The following is a 15,318-nucleotide window of genomic DNA, read 5'->3' as shown; positions in this document are numbered from 1 at the left end:
GCCCATCTTGTAGATTCGAACGAAAGACGGGGTTGGGAAACCTCACTGCATTCCACTGGTAACAACAAGACAGATCGGCGGCGACCACGATGCGGCTGCGCGCACTCCTGGAGACCGAAGCGCTGGGCCTCCGACTGCTCGGCGGCGAGGACGAGCTGGACCGCACGGTGCGCGGCGTGATGACGACCGACCTGCGCGACCCGAGCCGCTACCTCTCGGGTGGCGAACTGGTCCTCACCGGGCTCGCCTGGCGGCGGGAGCCGGAGGACTCCGAGCGGTTCGTGCGGATCCTCACGGGCGCGGGCGTGGCGGGGCTCGCGGCGGGCGAGGCCGAGATGGCCTCCATCCCGGACGACCTGATCCGGGCCTGCGCCCGCCACCGCCTGCCGCTGTTCTCCGTGAACGAGAACGTCTCCTTCGCGTCCATCACCGAGCACGTCGTCCGGCAGGTGTCGAGCGAGCGCGCCGGGGACCTGGCGGCCGTCGTCGACCGGCACCGCCGGCTGATGACGTCGGGTCCGGCCGGCGGCGGCCCCGAGGTCGTCCTCGACCTGCTCGGCTCCGACCTCGACCTGCGGGCGTGGGTGCTCTCGCCCACCGGCCGCCCCATCGCGGGCTCCTCGCTGGCGGGCGCCGGGCCCGAGCTGCCCGCCGCGGTCAGCGCGGCCCTGGCCGGCGAACACCTGGCCGCCTCGCGCACGGGCCGGCGCGGCCCGCACCGGGTCACCGTCGCCGGCGACACCTACTCGCTCTTCCCCATCAGCCACAGCAGCCGCGCCCTGGCGGCCCGCGACGTGCGCGAGACGGTCCTGTCGGACTGGCTGCTGGCCGTCGAGGCCGACGCCGGGGACTGGTCGCCGGAGCGGCTCGACCTGCTCGACGGCGTCACTCAGCTGATCGCGGTGGAGCGGGACCGGCGCGACGCCGCCCGCACCGTGCGCCGCCGGCTCGCCCAGGAGGTCCTCGAACTCGTCCAGGCCGGGGCGGCCCCCGCCGAGATCGCCGCCCGCCTGCGCGTCGCCGCGCCCGTCCTGCTGCCCGGCCTCGGCACGGCGCCGCACTGGCAGGTCGTCGTGGCCCGCGTCGAGTGGGAGGACGGCGAGATCCAGGGCGGGCCCGTCGCCCAGGCCCTGCTGGAGGAGATGCTCGTCGCCCCGGAGGCGACCGGGCCCGAGCCGTCCGACCGCATCGCCGTCGCCCACATGGGCGACGAGGCCGTGGCGCTGGTGCCGCTGCCCGCCGTCCCGACCGGGGCCGAGGGCGGCGAGGAGGACCGCATCCCCGGCCTGCACGCGGACCGGATCCTCGCGGCCGTCCGTGAGCCGCTCTCCCGCGGCCTCGACGACGACGGCCGCCTCACGCTCGGCGTCAGCGCCGCCGTCCACTCCGCGGAGGGCCTGCGCGGGGCGCTGGAGGAGGCCCGCCACGCCCGGCGGGTCGCCGCCGCGCGCCCGGGCCGGGTGTGCGCGGCGGGCCACCAGGAGCTGGCCTCGCACGTCCTGCTGCTGCCCTTCGTCCCCGACGACGTCCGCCGCGCCTTCACGGCCCGGCTCCTGGACCCGCTGCGCGACTACGACCGCCGGCACCGCGCCGAGCTCATCCCGACGCTGGAAGCGTTCCTCGACTGCGACGGCTCCTGGACCCGGTGCGCGACGCGGCTGCACCTGCACGTCAACACCCTGCGCTACCGGGTGGGCAGGATCGAGCAGCTGACGGGCCGGGACCTGTCGCGCCTGGAGGACAAGCTGGACTTCTTCCTGGCGCTGCGGATGAGCTGAGCGCGGCTGTCGGCTTCCGGCTCGCGGGGGCCCGAGTGCCGGACGTACGACGAAAGGCGGGGGTCGTACGCAGAAAGGAGGAGTCGTGCCCAAGTGGGGTACGGCTCCTGCGGCAGGCGCGCATCATCACGGATATGAGTGAGCCTGAAGAGGCGTGCCCCGGTCCCCACGCCTTCTGCAAGGGGTGCAGGGGGAGCGGCGACTACCACGCCGCCGTCCTCTACCTGAACCAGCCCGGCCAGGGCGGCCACATGACGGGGGCTCACCTCTGCCCGTACTGCACGGGCCGCGGCTTCTTCTGCAAGCACCACCCCCCGTGCAGCGGGCTGCACGACGACGACACGCCCGTCATCGGGCCGGACGTCCTGCCGCCCGTGTGACGTCCGGGTGCGGCCGGGCCCGCCCTCACGCGTGCAGCGTCGCGTCCACCACCAGCGCCCGGTGATCGGTGCCCGGCAGGTCCAGGAAGCGGGCCCGGTCGGGCTGCAGGGCCCGGCTGAGGAGGACGTGGTCGATCTGGACGCCCAGCGGGGGCGCCGTCAGCGACGGCCAGGTGGGCGTCCGGGATCGGCCGACCACGGCCGCGCTGTCGCGCATCCCCGTGTCCAGCACGGAGCGGAAGGCCGCGTGGTCCTGCGAGGCGTTGAAGTCCCCCGCGATGACGGTCGGCCCCCCGCCGCGGCCGGCGGCCATGGCGCGGATGCGGCCCAGCTCCGTCCGCCACAGCTCCAGCCCGCCCGCCACCGGCGGCATCGGGTGCGCCACCTGGAACAGCAGCTGCGCCCCCGGCACCTGCACCAGTGCCCGGGGCATCGCCAGCGTGCCGGGCACCGCGCCGTCCGGCCGCAGCGGGAACCTGCTCAGCAGCGCCGACCCCTGAGCCCGCCCGCCGCCCACGATCACCCGGTACGGGAACGCGGCCCGCACCTGCGCGCCCTCCAGGGCCGGTGCGCACTCCTCCGGCGCGCACTCCTGCACCGAGACCAGGTCCGGCTTCTCGCGCCGCAGGGCCTCCAGCAGGGCCGGGGTCGCCCCGCCGAACTCCAGATTGGCCGTCAGGATGCGCAGCCGGGCCACCACCGGGCCGGAGGCGGGTGCCCGGTCGGCCGCGTACGGGGGCAGGAAGGACAGCGTGCCGAGGACCGCGGTCAGCGCCCACGCACAGCCGGCGAGCCACCGGGTGCCCGCCGAGAGGACCAGTGCCGTCGCGGCCGGAGCGAGCAACCACGGCAGGAACGCCAGCAGTTGGGGCATCGGCGTGACGCCGTCCACGTCGCAGGCACGGCACAGCAGCGGCCCGCTCACCAGCAGCAGGAGCAGGCCCGCGCCCCAGCGGGCGGCCTTGTACCGGACGAGGGGCGGCGGCGCCTGGTCCGCCGCGGGCACCGGGCCGGCCTCCTCCACGGTTTTGACTTTTGTATTACCTGCTGATTGCGGACGGCTTGACGTCATATGGCAAGCTAGACGCTGAAGGTGCCGCTCCGGCCGCATTTGGCGTGTATTTCGCGCGGTGCCTGCACTGTTCGTACGAGCGAGGAGGTGATCGGGATGGCCAGTCGGAGTCCCGAGGGAAGTCCTCGCTTCAGTGCGGTTCCCGCTTGCGCAGCGCTCTGATCCACTGAGCTGATGACCTACGGGGTCGTGTACCCCGGGCGCTGTTGCGCGCACCTTCATCAGGCCTTCACCGGGCCTTGTCCTCGGTCGCCCGTACGGCTCTTTCCTGCCTTCCGGCAGCCGTAGCGACCCGTATCCCTGCATCTCCACCGACTTTTCCGTGCCCACGGCCCGGCCGTACCGCCATGAGGTCATGCCGCCATGCCGCCATGAGGCCATGCCGTCACGCGTTCGTGCGCCGCGCCGTCGTGCCCGGAGAGAGGTTCCGCCATGACCGACACCACCCTCACGCCCCGCAAGCTCGCTCCGCCGGGCCGTACCCGCCGCGAGCGCAAGGCCGCCGAGCTGGAGGCCCGTACCCGCGCCGCCGGCGACCGGCTGGCCAGGATCAGCGGTTGGCCGGCCGCGCAGGTCCTGCAGGACACCCGCGCCACGCCCCACGGCCTGCGCCAGGACGACGCCGAGCTGCGGCTCGCGCGCGGCGGGGCCAACGTCGTCGCGCACGACACCGGCCCCCGCTGGTACGCGCAGCTCACCAGAGCCTTCCGGAACCCCTTCATCATGATCCTGGCCGTCCTGCTGGTGATCATGTACGTGCAGTGGCTGCAGGTCGCCGACGAGGAGCCCTTCGACCCCAAGATCCCCATCATCGGCGCGATGGTGCTGGTCAGCGGCCTGCTGCGGTTCTGGCAGGAGCACCGCTCGGCGGGCGCCGCGGCCGCCCTGCGCGCCCTCGTCACCACGACCACGGCCGTCCGGCGCCGCGAGGGCCACGGCGCCGCCCCGGCCACCGTCGAGATCCCGATGGACCGGGTCGTCGTGGGCGACGTCGTGAGCCTGTCCGCGGGCGACCTCGTCCCCGCCGACCTGCGCCTGCTCACGGCCAAGGACCTCATGGTCGGCCAGGCCGCGCTGTCGGGGGAGTCGCTGCCGGTCGCCAAGGCCGACACGCGCACCCACGACTACGGGCAGTCCACGACCACCGACCCCGTAGAGGCCGACAACCTCTGCCTGATGGGCACCTCGGTGACCTCCGGCACCGCCACCGGCGTGGTCGTCGCCACCGGCGCGGACACCTACTTCGGGTCGATGGCCGGGTCCCTCGTCGGCGAGCGTCCCGAGACCAGCTTCGACGCCGGTGTGAAGAAGGTCGGCTTCCTGCTGATCCGCTTCATGCTCGTCATGGTCCCGCTGGTGTTCGCCGTCAACGGCTTCACCAAGGGCGACTGGAACGAGGCGTTCATGTTCGCCGTCGCCGTGGCCGTCGGGCTCACGCCCGAGATGCTGCCGATGGTCGTCACCACCAACCTCGCGCGCGGCGCCGTCGCCATGTCGCGCCGCAAGGTCGTCGTCAAGCGCCTGAACGCCATCCAGAACCTGGGCGCCATGGACGTGCTGTGCACCGACAAGACCGGCACGCTCACCGAGGACCGCATCGTCCTCGACCGCTACCTCGACGCGCACGGCCGGGAGGACGCCGAGGTCCTCGAATACGCCTACCTCAACAGCCACTTCCAGACCGGCCTGCGCAACCTCATGGACCAGGCGGTCATCGACCGCGTGCTCGAGGCCGAGGAGGTTGTCGTCGACGCCCGCTTCACCAAGGTCGACGAGATCCCCTTCGACTTCGCCCGCCGCCGCATGTCGGTGGTCCTGAGGCGCAACGACCTGGAGGGGGCCGCTTCCGGCGAGCACGCGGGTGCGGAACACCTCCTCATCACCAAGGGCGCCGTCGAGGAAGTCCTCGCGCTGTGCACCCACATGACCGAGGACGGCCGCCGCACCGAGCTCGACGCCGGGCTGCGCCGCCGCGTCACCCGTACCGCCGAGGACCACAACCGGCAGGGGATGCGCGTGCTGGCGGTCGCCACGCGCACGCTGCCCGGCGAGCGCGAGACGTACGGCGTCGCGGACGAGGACGGGCTGACCCTCGTCGGCTTCCTCGCCTTCCTCGACCCGCCGAAGGCGGACGCGGCTGCGGCCCTGCAGGCCCTCGCCGAGAAGGGCGTCGCCGTCAAGGTCGTCACCGGTGACAACGAGCTCGTCGCCGCGCGCGTCTGCGCCGACGTCGGCATCGACGTCGGGGCGGTCGTGACCGGGGCCGTCGTCGACACCCTGGACGAGACGGAGCTGCGCGCCCTGGTCCGCGCCACCACGGTCTTCGCCAGGACCAACCCGGTGCAGAAGGCCCGCATCGTCCGGGCGCTGCAGGCCGAGGGCCACACCGTGGGCTTCCTGGGCGACGGCATCAACGACGCCGCGGCCCTGCGCGACGCCGACGTCGGCATCTCCGTCGACACGGCCGTGGACATCGCCAAGGAGTCGGCCGACATCATCCTGCTGGAGAAGGACCTGACGGTCCTGGAGCAGGGCGTCGAGCAGGGCCGCACCACCTTCGGCAACACCATCAAGTACATCAAGATGACGGCGAGCTCGAACTTCGGGAACGTCTTCTCGGTCCTGGTGGCCAGCGCCTTCATCCCCTTCCAGCCGATGCTCGCGATCCACCTGCTGGTGCAGAACCTCGCCTACGACGTCTCGCAGCTCGCCACGCCCTGGGACCGCATGGACCCGGAGTACCTGCGCGAGCCGCGCACGTGGGACGCCAGGGGCATCGCCCGGTTCATGCTCTTCATCGGCCCGATCAGCTCCGTCTTCGACATCACCACCTTCCTGGTGCTGTGGCACGTCTTCGGCGCGGACAGCGAGGCGGGCCAGACGCTGTTCCAGTCCGGGTGGTTCGTCGAGGGCCTGCTGTCCCAGACCCTCATCGTCCACATGATCCGCACCCGCAAGGTGCCCTTCATCGGGTCCCGGGCCTCGGTCCCGGTGATGGTGATGACCGCCGTGGTGATGGCGTTCGGCATCCTCCTGCCGTTCTCGCCGCTGGCCCCGGCGCTCTCGATGGAGCCGCTGCCGATGGGCTACTTCCCGTGGCTGATCGCGATCCTGCTGGCGTACTGCGCCCTGACCCAGGTGGTCAAGACCTGGTACGTCCGGCGATTCAACACCTGGCTGTGACCGGCCGATAGAGATACCGACGAGGAAGGTGGATCATGGTTGTGGTCAACGAGTGGCACATGGCGGCCAACATCGCGGCCGGCCTGGGCTTCGGTGCGATCATCGGACTGGAGCGCCAGTGGCGGGCCCGGATGGCGGGACTGCGCACCAACGCGCTGGTCGCCGCCGGATCCGCCCTCTTCGTCCTCCTCTCGCAGTACGGCTTCGCCTCCGCCACCAGCACCACCGGCTACGACGGCTCCCGCGTCGCCGCGCAGATCGTCTCCGGCATCGGCTTCCTCGGCGCGGGCGTCATCATGCGCGACGGCCTGAGCGTGCGCGGCCTCAACACCGCGGCGACCCTGTGGTGTTCGGCAGCCGTCGGCGCCCTCGCCGGGACCGGGCTGTACGTGGTGGCCGCGCTCGGCACGGTGGGCGTGGTCGGGGCCAACACGCTGCTGAGGCCGCTGGCGCGCGGCCTCGACCGGGGGCCGCACGGCGGCGCGGAAGTGGCCACCGACTACCACTTCGAGGTCGTGTGCACCGAGCCCGAGGAGGCCCACGTCCGCACCCTCGCCGTCCAGGCCGTCGCCCGCCCCGGCTTCCGGCTGCGCTCGGTCTACAGCGCCGACGCGGAGGCTCCCGGCAAGGTGGTCGTGTCGGCCGACCTCACCACCGAGCGCCGCGACGACAGCCTCCTGGAGGAGGCCGTCAGCCGCCTCTCCCTGGAACCCGCGGTCTCGGCCGTCAGCTGGACCGTCCTGCAGGGGCCCGACGACGACGCGGACGACGACTACACGGCGGAGCGCCGGGGGCGGCGCCGGGTGCGGGACTTCTTCACGGGGAGGTGACGCGCCGGGCCGGCCGAGCATCGCCGTCACGCGGCGGGGCGGCCGAGCACCTCCGTCATGCGGGAGAAGGCGTCGTCGCCGTAGCCCGCCTCGATGGCCCGCCGGGCGGTCGCACGGGCGGCCTTGAGGATGCCGGCGTCGATGCCGTGGTGCTCGGTGGCGTCCACGACGTGCTCGATGCCCGCCGCGGCCGAGGCGAGGGTGAAGACGTCACTGACGTGGTTCCCCGCGTCGGTCCGCTCCGCGTGATCGGTGAGGCTGCGGGGCAGCAGGCCCACGATGCCCTGGGCGAACGGCTCCAGGTCCTTCGCCTTGATGTTCTCGGCCTCGGCGAGGGCGAAGGCGTGCGCGATGCCGCTCATGGCCGTCCAGAGGATGTCGAGCAGGGCCACGTCGTGGGCCGCGGCCCGGCCGGGGTCGGCGCCGAGGTACGTGCCGGTGCCGCCCAGGGCGGCGAGCGTGGCCCGGTGGGCCCGGTGGACGGATTCCGGGCCGCTGTAGAGCACGACGGCATCGGGGCCGCCGATGGTCACGGTCGGGGTCATGATCGCGCCGTCCAGGTAGCCGAAGCCGTGCCGGGCGGCCCACGCGGCCGTCTCGCGGGCGTTCGCGGGGGAGTCGGCGGTGAGGTTCACCAGGGTCCGGCCCTCGAGGGCCGTGGTCTGCGGGCCGAGGACCGTGCGGACGGCGGCGTAGTCGATGACGCAGACGACGACGAGGGGGCTCGCGGCGATCGCCTCGGCGACGGTGGGGGCGAGGACCGCACCCTGCTCGACCAGGGCGGCGGCCTTGCCGGGGGAGCGGTTCCACACGGTGGTCGGGTGACCTGCTTCCAGGAAGGCGCCGGCCAGGGCCCGGCCCATGGGGCCGAGGCCGATGACGGTGACGGGCGCGCCGGAGGGGACGTGGGTCATCTGCTGTCCGTTCGGTCGTGGGGTGGTTCGTGCGGTGGTTCGTGCCGTGGTTGGTCGGGTGCTTCGCGGGGTGGTCCGTCACGAGCTTCGTCCGGGTTCCGCCGGGTCCTCAAGTACGCACTTCGAGGTGAGTGATTACCCCGGAGAAGGTGTCCCGGCCGCGTCCCGGCCTGCACCTGGTGTGCCGGTCCCGTCACCGAACGTCGCTCCGGGAAATCTCCACAATCTCCGAGTACCGGCGGTAGCACCTGTTCACCGCCCCTGGATATGCCGGTTATGCCCGGCGCGCTTGGTGGGCGTGTGTCCATTTATGTTCCGCGCGGATCATGGTGCCCGTGTATCTGTTACTCGATCTTGTGAAGAACGTGTGATGATCCGGCGGAGGAATCTGAAAGCGCACCTTCGGAAAGGGCCTCCGGACGTCAATGCGGTTGGCCGTGCCACCCGTTCGCGTGCTTATATCTGCGGCACCGCGACGGCTCTTTGAACGGTGGCCGGTTCCGGCCGGGCCGACGCGGTCAATTGAGAAACATTCAGACAAACGAAGGGTGCGCCATAATGCGTGACAACCTCGAGACCCGTGAGATCGCCGACGCCGAGCTGGACGCCGTTTCCGGCGGTGTGAGCATTTCCGGCGGCCTGCTCGGCGCCGTGACCGGCGACGTTCACAACGTCCTGGGCACCGTGACCTCGCTGCAGACGGTCCAGGCCGTCCCGGGCGCGGCCGGTCAGGTCGAGGGCATCGTCGGCGTGCGCGCCGGCGTCGCCGGTCTCTGAGAAAACCGCCACCCGTGAATCCCGGAACTCCTCCCCTGTTCCGGGGTTCACGGCTGCCCGTAATTCCGCCGCATATTCCAGTACCCCGGTCATCGGCACCCCGGACATCAGTACCCGAGTCACCGCTGCAGTAGAAGGAATAGTCCGTGCAGTTCCGCCAGCAGGCGCTTTCCAAGCTGCAATCGCCCGAAGAGCTCGATCTGCCCGTAGGATTCGCGCGCCCGCAGGGCCGGCTCGTGCTGGCCGTCACGGTCGTCGTCGTCGCGGCGGCGGCTTTCTGGGCGTTCACCGGGACCGTGTCGTCCAGGCTGAGCGCATCCGGCATTCTCACCCGGGCCGAGGGAAGCTATCTGCTGCAGAGCCCGTACGCGGGGCAGGTCACCGGAGTCCTCGCGCGCGAGGGCCAGCTGCTGGCGCCGGGCGCCCCCCTGCTGCAGATCAGCACGGACCGGGGCGAGCGGACCGTGCGCGTCGTGGCCGGCGGGAGGGTGACGACGCTCGTCGCCAGGACGGGCGCGGTCGTCACGACCGGCGCGGACGTCGCGACCGTGGAAAAGGTGACGAACCCGGACGAGCCGCTGGTGGCCATGCTGTACGTGCCCGGCGGGAGCGGCGGCGAGATCCCCGTGGGCGCCGCGGTCGACCTGAGCGTCCAGTCCGTCCCCCGGGAGAAGTTCGGCGTGCTGCGCGGCCGCGTCCAGTCCGTCGGCCGCGCCCCTCAGACCCCGGCGCAGATCGGCGGCTTCCTCGGGGACGCCCGGCTCGCCGCACAGTTCGCCCGGCAGGGCAACCCCGTCGCCGTGCTCGTACGGCTGGAGCGCTCGCCCGCCGCCCGGTCCGGCTACCGCTGGTCCTCGGCGGACGGCCCCCCGTACGCCGTCGACTCCACGACGCCGGTCACCGGCGCCGTCCACCTCGCCGACGAGCGGCCCGTCGACTGGCTGCTGCCGTGACCGCCTCGCGCCGCCGCCGCGCCCCCGCACCCGCCCCCCGGGGCCGTACGCCACGGCCCGTCCGTACCCCCACCGTGCTGCAGATGGAGGCGGTGGAGTGCGGCGCCGCCGCGCTGGCCATGGTGCTCGGCCACTACGGCCGCTTCGTCCCCCTGGAGGAGCTGCGCATCGCGTGCGGCGTCTCGCGCGACGGCTCCCGCGCGAGCAACCTCCTCAAGGCCGCCCGCAGCCACGGGCTGAAGGCCAAGGGCATGCAGATGGACGTCGGCGCGCTCGCCGGGGTGCGTTCGCCGGCCGTCCTGTTCTGGGAGTTCAACCACTACGTCGTCTACGACGGCACGGGCCGCCGCTTCGGCCGCCGGGGCGTGTACGTCAACGACCCCGCCAAGGGGCGGCGGTTCGTCCCCATGGACGAGTTCGACGACGCCTTCACCGGCGTCGTCCTTACCTTCGAACCCGGCGACGACTTCCGCCGCACCGGCCGCAGGCCGGGCGTCGCCGGCGCCCTGCCCGCCCGCCTGCGCGGCACCTCCGGCACCCTGCTCGCCGCCGTGATCTCCAGCCTCCTGCTGGTGGTCGTCGGCGCGGCGGTGCCCGCGCTCAGCCGCACGTACATCGACACGTTCCTGATCGGCGGCCGGACGTCCCTGCTGGGCGTGCTCTTCGCGTCCATGGCGGGCGCCCTGGTGCTCACCGCGACGCTCACCGCGCTGCAGCAGGCCAACCTGCTGCGCGGGCGCATCATCTCCTCCACCCTGGGCAGCGCCCGCTTCCTGCGGCACCTGCTCCGCCTTCCGGTCACCTTCTACTCCCAGCGCAACCCCGCCGACCTCGTCCAGCGCCTGCAGTCCAACGACGCGGTCGCCGAGACCCTGGCGCGCGACCTCGCCGCGGCCGGCGTGGACGCGGTCGTCGTGCTGCTCTACGCGGTGCTGCTGTGGACGTACGACCCGCAGCTCACCGTCGTCGGCGTGCTGATGGCGCTGCTCAACGTCGTGGCCATGCGCATCGTGGTCCGCCTGCGGGCCACCGGGACGCAGAAGCTGCGCGCCGAGAGCGCCCGGCTCACCAACACCTCCTACAGCGGCCTGACCCTCATCGAGACGATGAAGGCAACCGGCGGCGAGAGCGGCTTCTTCCGCCGCTGGGCCGGCCAGCACGCGGTCACGCTCGACGTGCAGCAGCGGCTCGGCGTGCCCAGCGCGTGGCTGGCGGTCGTCGCGCCCGCGCTGGCCGCGCTCAACAGCGCCCTGATCCTGATGATCGGCGGCGTGCGGGCGGTGGAGGGCCATCTGTCCGTCGGCCTGCTCGTCGCCTTCCAGGCCCTGGTCACCGGCTTCACCGCGCCGATCACCCGGCTCAACGGCGTCGCCGGGCGGATCCAGGACTTCGCGGCCGACGTCGCCCGTCTCAAGGACGTCGAGAACTTCCCCGCCGACCCCGTCTACTCGCGGCGCGAGGCCCCCGCCGGCACCCGCCGCCTCAAGGGCCACGTGGAGCTGGAGAACGTCACCTTCGGTTACAGCCCCCTCGACGCCCCGCTGCTGAAGGACTTCTCGCTCTCGGTCGGCCCCGGGCAGCAGATCGCGCTCGTCGGCGGCTCCGGCAGCGGCAAGTCCACCGTCTCCCGGCTCATATCCGGCCTCTACGCCCCCTGGGAGGGCGCCATCCGCATCGACGGAATGCGGCTGGAGGACATCCCGCGCGGCGCGCTGGCCGCCTCCGTCTCCTTCGTCGACCAGGACGTCTTCCTCTTCGAGGGCACCGTGCGCGACAACGTCGCCCTGTGGGACCCGTCGATCCCGGACGAGGCCGTCGTCGCCGCGCTGCAGGACGCCGCGGTGTACGACGTCGTCGCGCGCCGCCCCGGCGGCATCCACAGCCGCGTCGAGCAGGACGGCCGCAACTTCTCCGGCGGCCAGCGCCAGCGCCTGGAGATCGCCCGGGCGCTGGTGCGCCGCCCCAGCGTCATGGTCCTGGACGAGGTGACCAGCGCCCTGGACGCCGTCACCGAGCAGACCGTCATGGACAACCTGCGGCGCCGCGGCTGCGCCTGCGTCGTCATCGCCCACCGGCTGAGCACCGTGCGCGACAGCGACGAGATCGTCGTGCTCGACCGGGGCACGGTCGTGGAACGCGGACGGCACGAGTACCTGGCGGCCGCGCGGGGCGCGTACGCGGAACTGGTCAAGGAGCACTGAGGTGACGACGCCGTACCACCACGCCCCGGTCGTCGCCGATCCGGTCGTCGCCGATCCCGTTCTCTCCGATCCTGTCCTGGCCGCCATGGGCGGGCTCGGGACGCCGGTCGACTGCGCCGGGCTGCGCAGCCTGTCGCTGGAGGGCCCGCACGTGCTGTGGCTCGTCGAGGGCGGCGAGCTGGACCTGTTCGCCGTCGACGTCGCGCAGGCGGGCCACTGGCACTTCCTGGGCCGGCTGGGGCCGGGCACGCTGCTGCTGGGCCCGGCGGAGGGCCCCGCGCACACGCTGACCGGCCGCCCGCAGCAGGGCTGCCGGCTGCGCCGCATCGAGCTGGGGGAGCTGTACGCGTACGGCGACCCGTCGTACGGCATGTACGGCGCCGCCGCCGAAGGGGCGCTGAGCCCCTTGGAGGGCGCGTTCGCCCTGGGCGTCGGCCGCGGCCTGCATGTGCTGTACCAGGCGCCGCTGGAGAACAAGCCGCTGGAGAACAGGTCACCGGGGAACGAGCCACCGGGGCACAGCTCGCTGGAGAACAACCGGGCCGGCGCGGGCCGCAGCGGTGCCGACGACGACGTCCTGTGGATGCAGATCGCCCCGGGCAGCGTGCAGTACGGCGCCGCCTACGAGGGGTACGCCGCGGGGAGCCTCCTCGTCGACGCGGCGATGTGGCAGGGCATGGTCGACCAGCAGTACCGCCTGCTGTACGCCCTCGACCGCTGGATCGAGCAGCTGGAGCGTGCCCACGAGGACCGTACGGCCGCCGGCATCGAGGCGGGCGAGGCCGCCCGAACCCAGGCGGACCGGGTGCTGCTGGCCTCCATCGGCCGCTCCGGCAGGAGGTCCCGCGGAGGGCGCGCCGGCGGCGACGGCGGCGACGACAGAGCGACGTTCGAGGTGTGCCGGCTGGTGGCCGGGGCGGCGGGCATCGCCCTGTCCGAGCCCGGCGCGGCCTCGCCGGGCCGGACGGACCCCGTCGAACGCATCGCGCTCGCCTCGCGGATCCGCACCCGTACCGTGAGGCTGAGCGGCCGCTGGTGGCAGGAGGACGGCGGGCCCCTGGTGGCCCGGCGCGCGGCGGACGGGGCGCCGGTCGCCCTGCTGTGGCGGCGCGGCCGCTACGAGGCGGTCGACCCGGCGACCGGCACGCGGGAGCGCGTGGGGAAGGACGCCGAGTCCTCCTTCGAGCCGCGTGCGGTCATGTTCTACCGCCCGCTGCCGGACGTGCCGTTGGGGCCGCTGGGGCTGGTGCGCTTCAGCGTGCGCGGCACCGGCAGGGACCTGCGCGGCATCCTGCTGGGCGGCCTGGTCGCCGTCGGCCTGGGCGCCCTCGTGCCCGTCGCCACGGGGCGGGTGCTCGGCACGTACGTACCCGCCGCCGAGACCGGCCTGATCGTGCAGACCGCTCTGGCGCTCGTCGTCACGAGCGTCGTATCGGCGGTCTTCATGCTGCTGCAGAACGTCTCCGTCCTGCGCATGGAAGGCCGTATCGAGGCCACCCTGCAGCCGGCCGTCTGGGACCGGCTGCTGCGGCTGCCGACGACCTTCTTCACCGGCCGCTCCACCGGCGAACTGGCCGGTGCGGCCATGGGCATCAGCGCCGTACGCCGGACGCTGTCCGGCATCGGCCCGGTCGTCCTGCAGGCGGCCACCGTCGGCACCATGAACCTCGTCCTGCTGCTCGTCTACAGCGTGCCGCTGGCGCTGGCCGCCGTCGCCATGCTCACCGTCATCTCGGCGGTCTTCCTGGGCCTGGGGCTGTGGCAGCTGCGCTGGCAGCGGCAGCTGATCAAGCTGAGCAACAAGCTCAACAACCAGGCGTTCCAGACCCTGCGGGGACTGCCGAAGCTGCGCGTGGCCGCGGCCGAGAGCTTCGCCTACGCCGCCTGGGCACGGGAGTTCGCCCGCACCCGCGAGCTGCAGCAGCGCATCGGCCGGCTCAAGAACGTCGTGACGGTGCTCAACGCGGTCTGCCTGCCCCTGTGCACGCTCGTGATGTTCATGCTCCTGGCGGGCCCGGCCCGGGGCAGCATGTCCGCCGGGGACTTCCTCACCTTCAGCACCGCCGTGACGATGCTGCTGTCCTCCGTGACCCAGCTGACCGGCGCCCTCCTGTCGGCGGCCGCGGTCCAGCCGATGTTCGAACAGGTCAGGCCGATCCTCCGGGCCGAGGTGGAGGTCCGCGGCGCGAGCGTCCAGCCGGGCGAGCTGAGCGGCGCCCTGGCGGCCAGAAACCTGTCCTACCGCTACAGCGCGGACGGCCCGCTCGTCCTCGACGACGTGACCCTCGACGTGCGCCCGGGCGAGTTCGTCGCCGTCGTCGGCGCCAGCGGCTGCGGCAAGTCGACCCTCCTGCGCCTGCTCATCGGCTTCGACAAGCCCGCCTCCGGCAGCGTCCTCTACGACGGCCAGGACCTCGCCGCCCTCGACCGGCCGGCCGTCCGCCGCCAGTGCGGCGTCGTCCTCCAGCACGCCCAGCCCTTCTCCGGCTCGATCCTCGACTGCATCCGCGGCGCCGGCGACTTCACCCTGGAAGAGGCGTGGGAGGCCGCCGCGATGGCGGGCCTCGCCGAGGACATCAAGGCGATGCCCATGGGCATGCACACCATGCTCTCCGACGGCGGCGGCACCGTCTCCGGCGGCCAGCGCCAGCGCCTCATGATCGCCCAGGCCCTCATCCGCAAGCCCCGCATCCTCTTCCTGGACGAGGCCACGAGCGCCCTGGACAACGAGGCCCAGCGCGTGGTCATCGAATCCACCCGCGCCCTGCGGTCCACGCGCATCGTGATCGCCCACCGCCTGTCCACGGTCATGGACGCCGACCGCGTCATCGTCATGTCGGAAGGCCGCATAACCCAACAGGGCCCACCCACCACCCTCCTGACCGACACCACAGGCCTCTTCCACGAACTGGCCCACCGCCAACTCGCCTGACCCGGGCCCCGGCGGCGGGGGCACCGCCGCCGGGGTCTCAGAGCCAGTCGCGGCGTTTGAAGACGAAGTAGAGGCTGACGCAGACCAGGGCCATCAGGGCGATGGCGAAGGGGTAGCCGAAGGTCCAGGTGAGTTCCGGCATGTGCGTGAAGTTCATGCCGTAGATCGTGCCGACCAGGGTCGGGGCGAAGAGGATGGCCGCCCACGACGAGATTTTCTTGAAGTCGTCGCCCTCGCGTGGCTGACCTGCGGAGATCTACTGGAGATGTGCTCTGACCTGCGACGATCCGTCTTTCCA

The 15,318-nt window shown here is 72.7% G+C and carries 10 protein-coding genes and 1 pseudogene; 8 read left to right on the top strand and 3 right to left on the bottom strand.

Annotation, left to right across the window (positions count from 1 at the left end):
* Positions 1 to 89 precede the first annotated feature (89 nt).
* Together ACFPP6_RS20960 and ACFPP6_RS20955 are read left to right on the top strand one after the other, a co-directional pair.
* Positions 90 to 1,778, top strand: coding sequence for a PucR family transcriptional regulator (locus ACFPP6_RS20960; RefSeq protein WP_382044515.1), 1,689 nt, complete (start codon positions 90 to 92; stop codon positions 1,776 to 1,778).
* A gap of 134 nt (positions 1,779 to 1,912) precedes the next feature.
* Positions 1,913 to 2,158, top strand: a complete 246-nt coding sequence (locus ACFPP6_RS20955; RefSeq protein ID WP_336006609.1) for a hypothetical protein — start codon at positions 1,913 to 1,915, stop codon at positions 2,156 to 2,158.
* 25 nt (positions 2,159 to 2,183) lie between these two features.
* Here the strand turns inward: ACFPP6_RS20955 and ACFPP6_RS20950 are convergent, their stop codons facing one another.
* Positions 2,184 to 3,164 (bottom strand): endonuclease/exonuclease/phosphatase family protein, encoded by a 981-nt coding sequence (locus ACFPP6_RS20950; protein ID WP_382044512.1) that lies wholly within the window; start codon positions 3,162 to 3,164, stop codon positions 2,184 to 2,186.
* A 498-nt stretch (positions 3,165 to 3,662) separates the two neighbouring features.
* Between ACFPP6_RS20950 and mgtA the strand changes: the two genes are divergently transcribed.
* Positions 3,663 to 6,413, top strand: coding sequence for a magnesium-translocating P-type ATPase (gene mgtA, locus ACFPP6_RS20945; RefSeq protein ID WP_382044510.1), 2,751 nt, complete (start codon positions 3,663 to 3,665; stop codon positions 6,411 to 6,413).
* Positions 6,414 to 6,448: 35 nt separating this feature from the next.
* Positions 6,449 to 7,243, top strand: a complete 795-nt coding sequence (locus ACFPP6_RS20940) for an MgtC/SapB family protein (RefSeq protein ID WP_245699679.1) — start codon at positions 6,449 to 6,451, stop codon at positions 7,241 to 7,243.
* A gap of 26 nt (positions 7,244 to 7,269) precedes the next feature.
* Here ACFPP6_RS20940 and ACFPP6_RS20935 read toward each other — a convergent pair whose 3' ends face one another.
* The gene (locus ACFPP6_RS20935; RefSeq protein WP_382044507.1) at positions 7,270 to 8,157 is read right to left on the bottom strand and encodes an NAD(P)-dependent oxidoreductase; all 888 of its coding nucleotides are present in this window, start codon (positions 8,155 to 8,157) and stop codon (positions 7,270 to 7,272) included.
* A 558-nt stretch (positions 8,158 to 8,715) separates the two neighbouring features.
* On the opposite strand from ACFPP6_RS20935, the gene ACFPP6_RS20930 reads away from it, so the two are divergent.
* The 4 genes from ACFPP6_RS20930 to ACFPP6_RS20915 all read left to right on the top strand — a co-directional run bounded on the left by ACFPP6_RS20930 (position 8,716) and on the right by ACFPP6_RS20915 (position 15,020).
* Positions 8,716 to 8,934: a hypothetical protein gene (locus ACFPP6_RS20930; RefSeq protein ID WP_058042404.1), complete on the top strand. Its 219-nt coding sequence runs from the start codon at positions 8,716 to 8,718 to the stop codon at positions 8,932 to 8,934.
* A 146-nt stretch (positions 8,935 to 9,080) separates the two neighbouring features.
* A complete protein-coding gene (locus ACFPP6_RS20925) occupies positions 9,081 to 9,887 on the top strand; it encodes an HlyD family efflux transporter periplasmic adaptor subunit (protein ID WP_382044504.1) in 807 nt (268 codons plus the stop codon).
* Entirely contained in the window at positions 9,884 to 12,088 is a 2,205-nt protein-coding gene (locus ACFPP6_RS20920) for an NHLP family bacteriocin export ABC transporter peptidase/permease/ATPase subunit (protein ID WP_382044502.1), read from the top strand. The genes ACFPP6_RS20925 and ACFPP6_RS20920 overlap by 4 nt, the downstream gene beginning before the upstream one ends.
* Before the next feature lie 85 nt (positions 12,089 to 12,173).
* On the top strand, positions 12,174 to 15,020 hold the full coding sequence (locus ACFPP6_RS20915; RefSeq protein ID WP_382044615.1) for an NHLP bacteriocin export ABC transporter permease/ATPase subunit: 2,847 nt from the start codon (positions 12,174 to 12,176) through the stop codon (positions 15,018 to 15,020).
* Positions 15,021 to 15,057: 37 nt separating this feature from the next.
* On the opposite strand, the pseudogene ACFPP6_RS20910 reads toward ACFPP6_RS20915, so the two are convergent.
* Positions 15,058 to 15,243: pseudogene (locus tag ACFPP6_RS20910) on the bottom strand (CorA family divalent cation transporter); the annotation flags it as partial.
* Between the last annotated feature and the right edge of the window lie 75 nt (positions 15,244 to 15,318).

It is taken from the genome of Streptomyces aureoversilis (assembly GCF_042657885.1).
GTDB classification, from domain to species: domain Bacteria; phylum Actinomycetota; class Actinomycetes; order Streptomycetales; family Streptomycetaceae; genus Streptomyces; species Streptomyces aureoversilis.
Note: the sequence above shows the minus strand (reverse complement) of the source record. Positions and strands in the feature narration are given on the sequence as shown.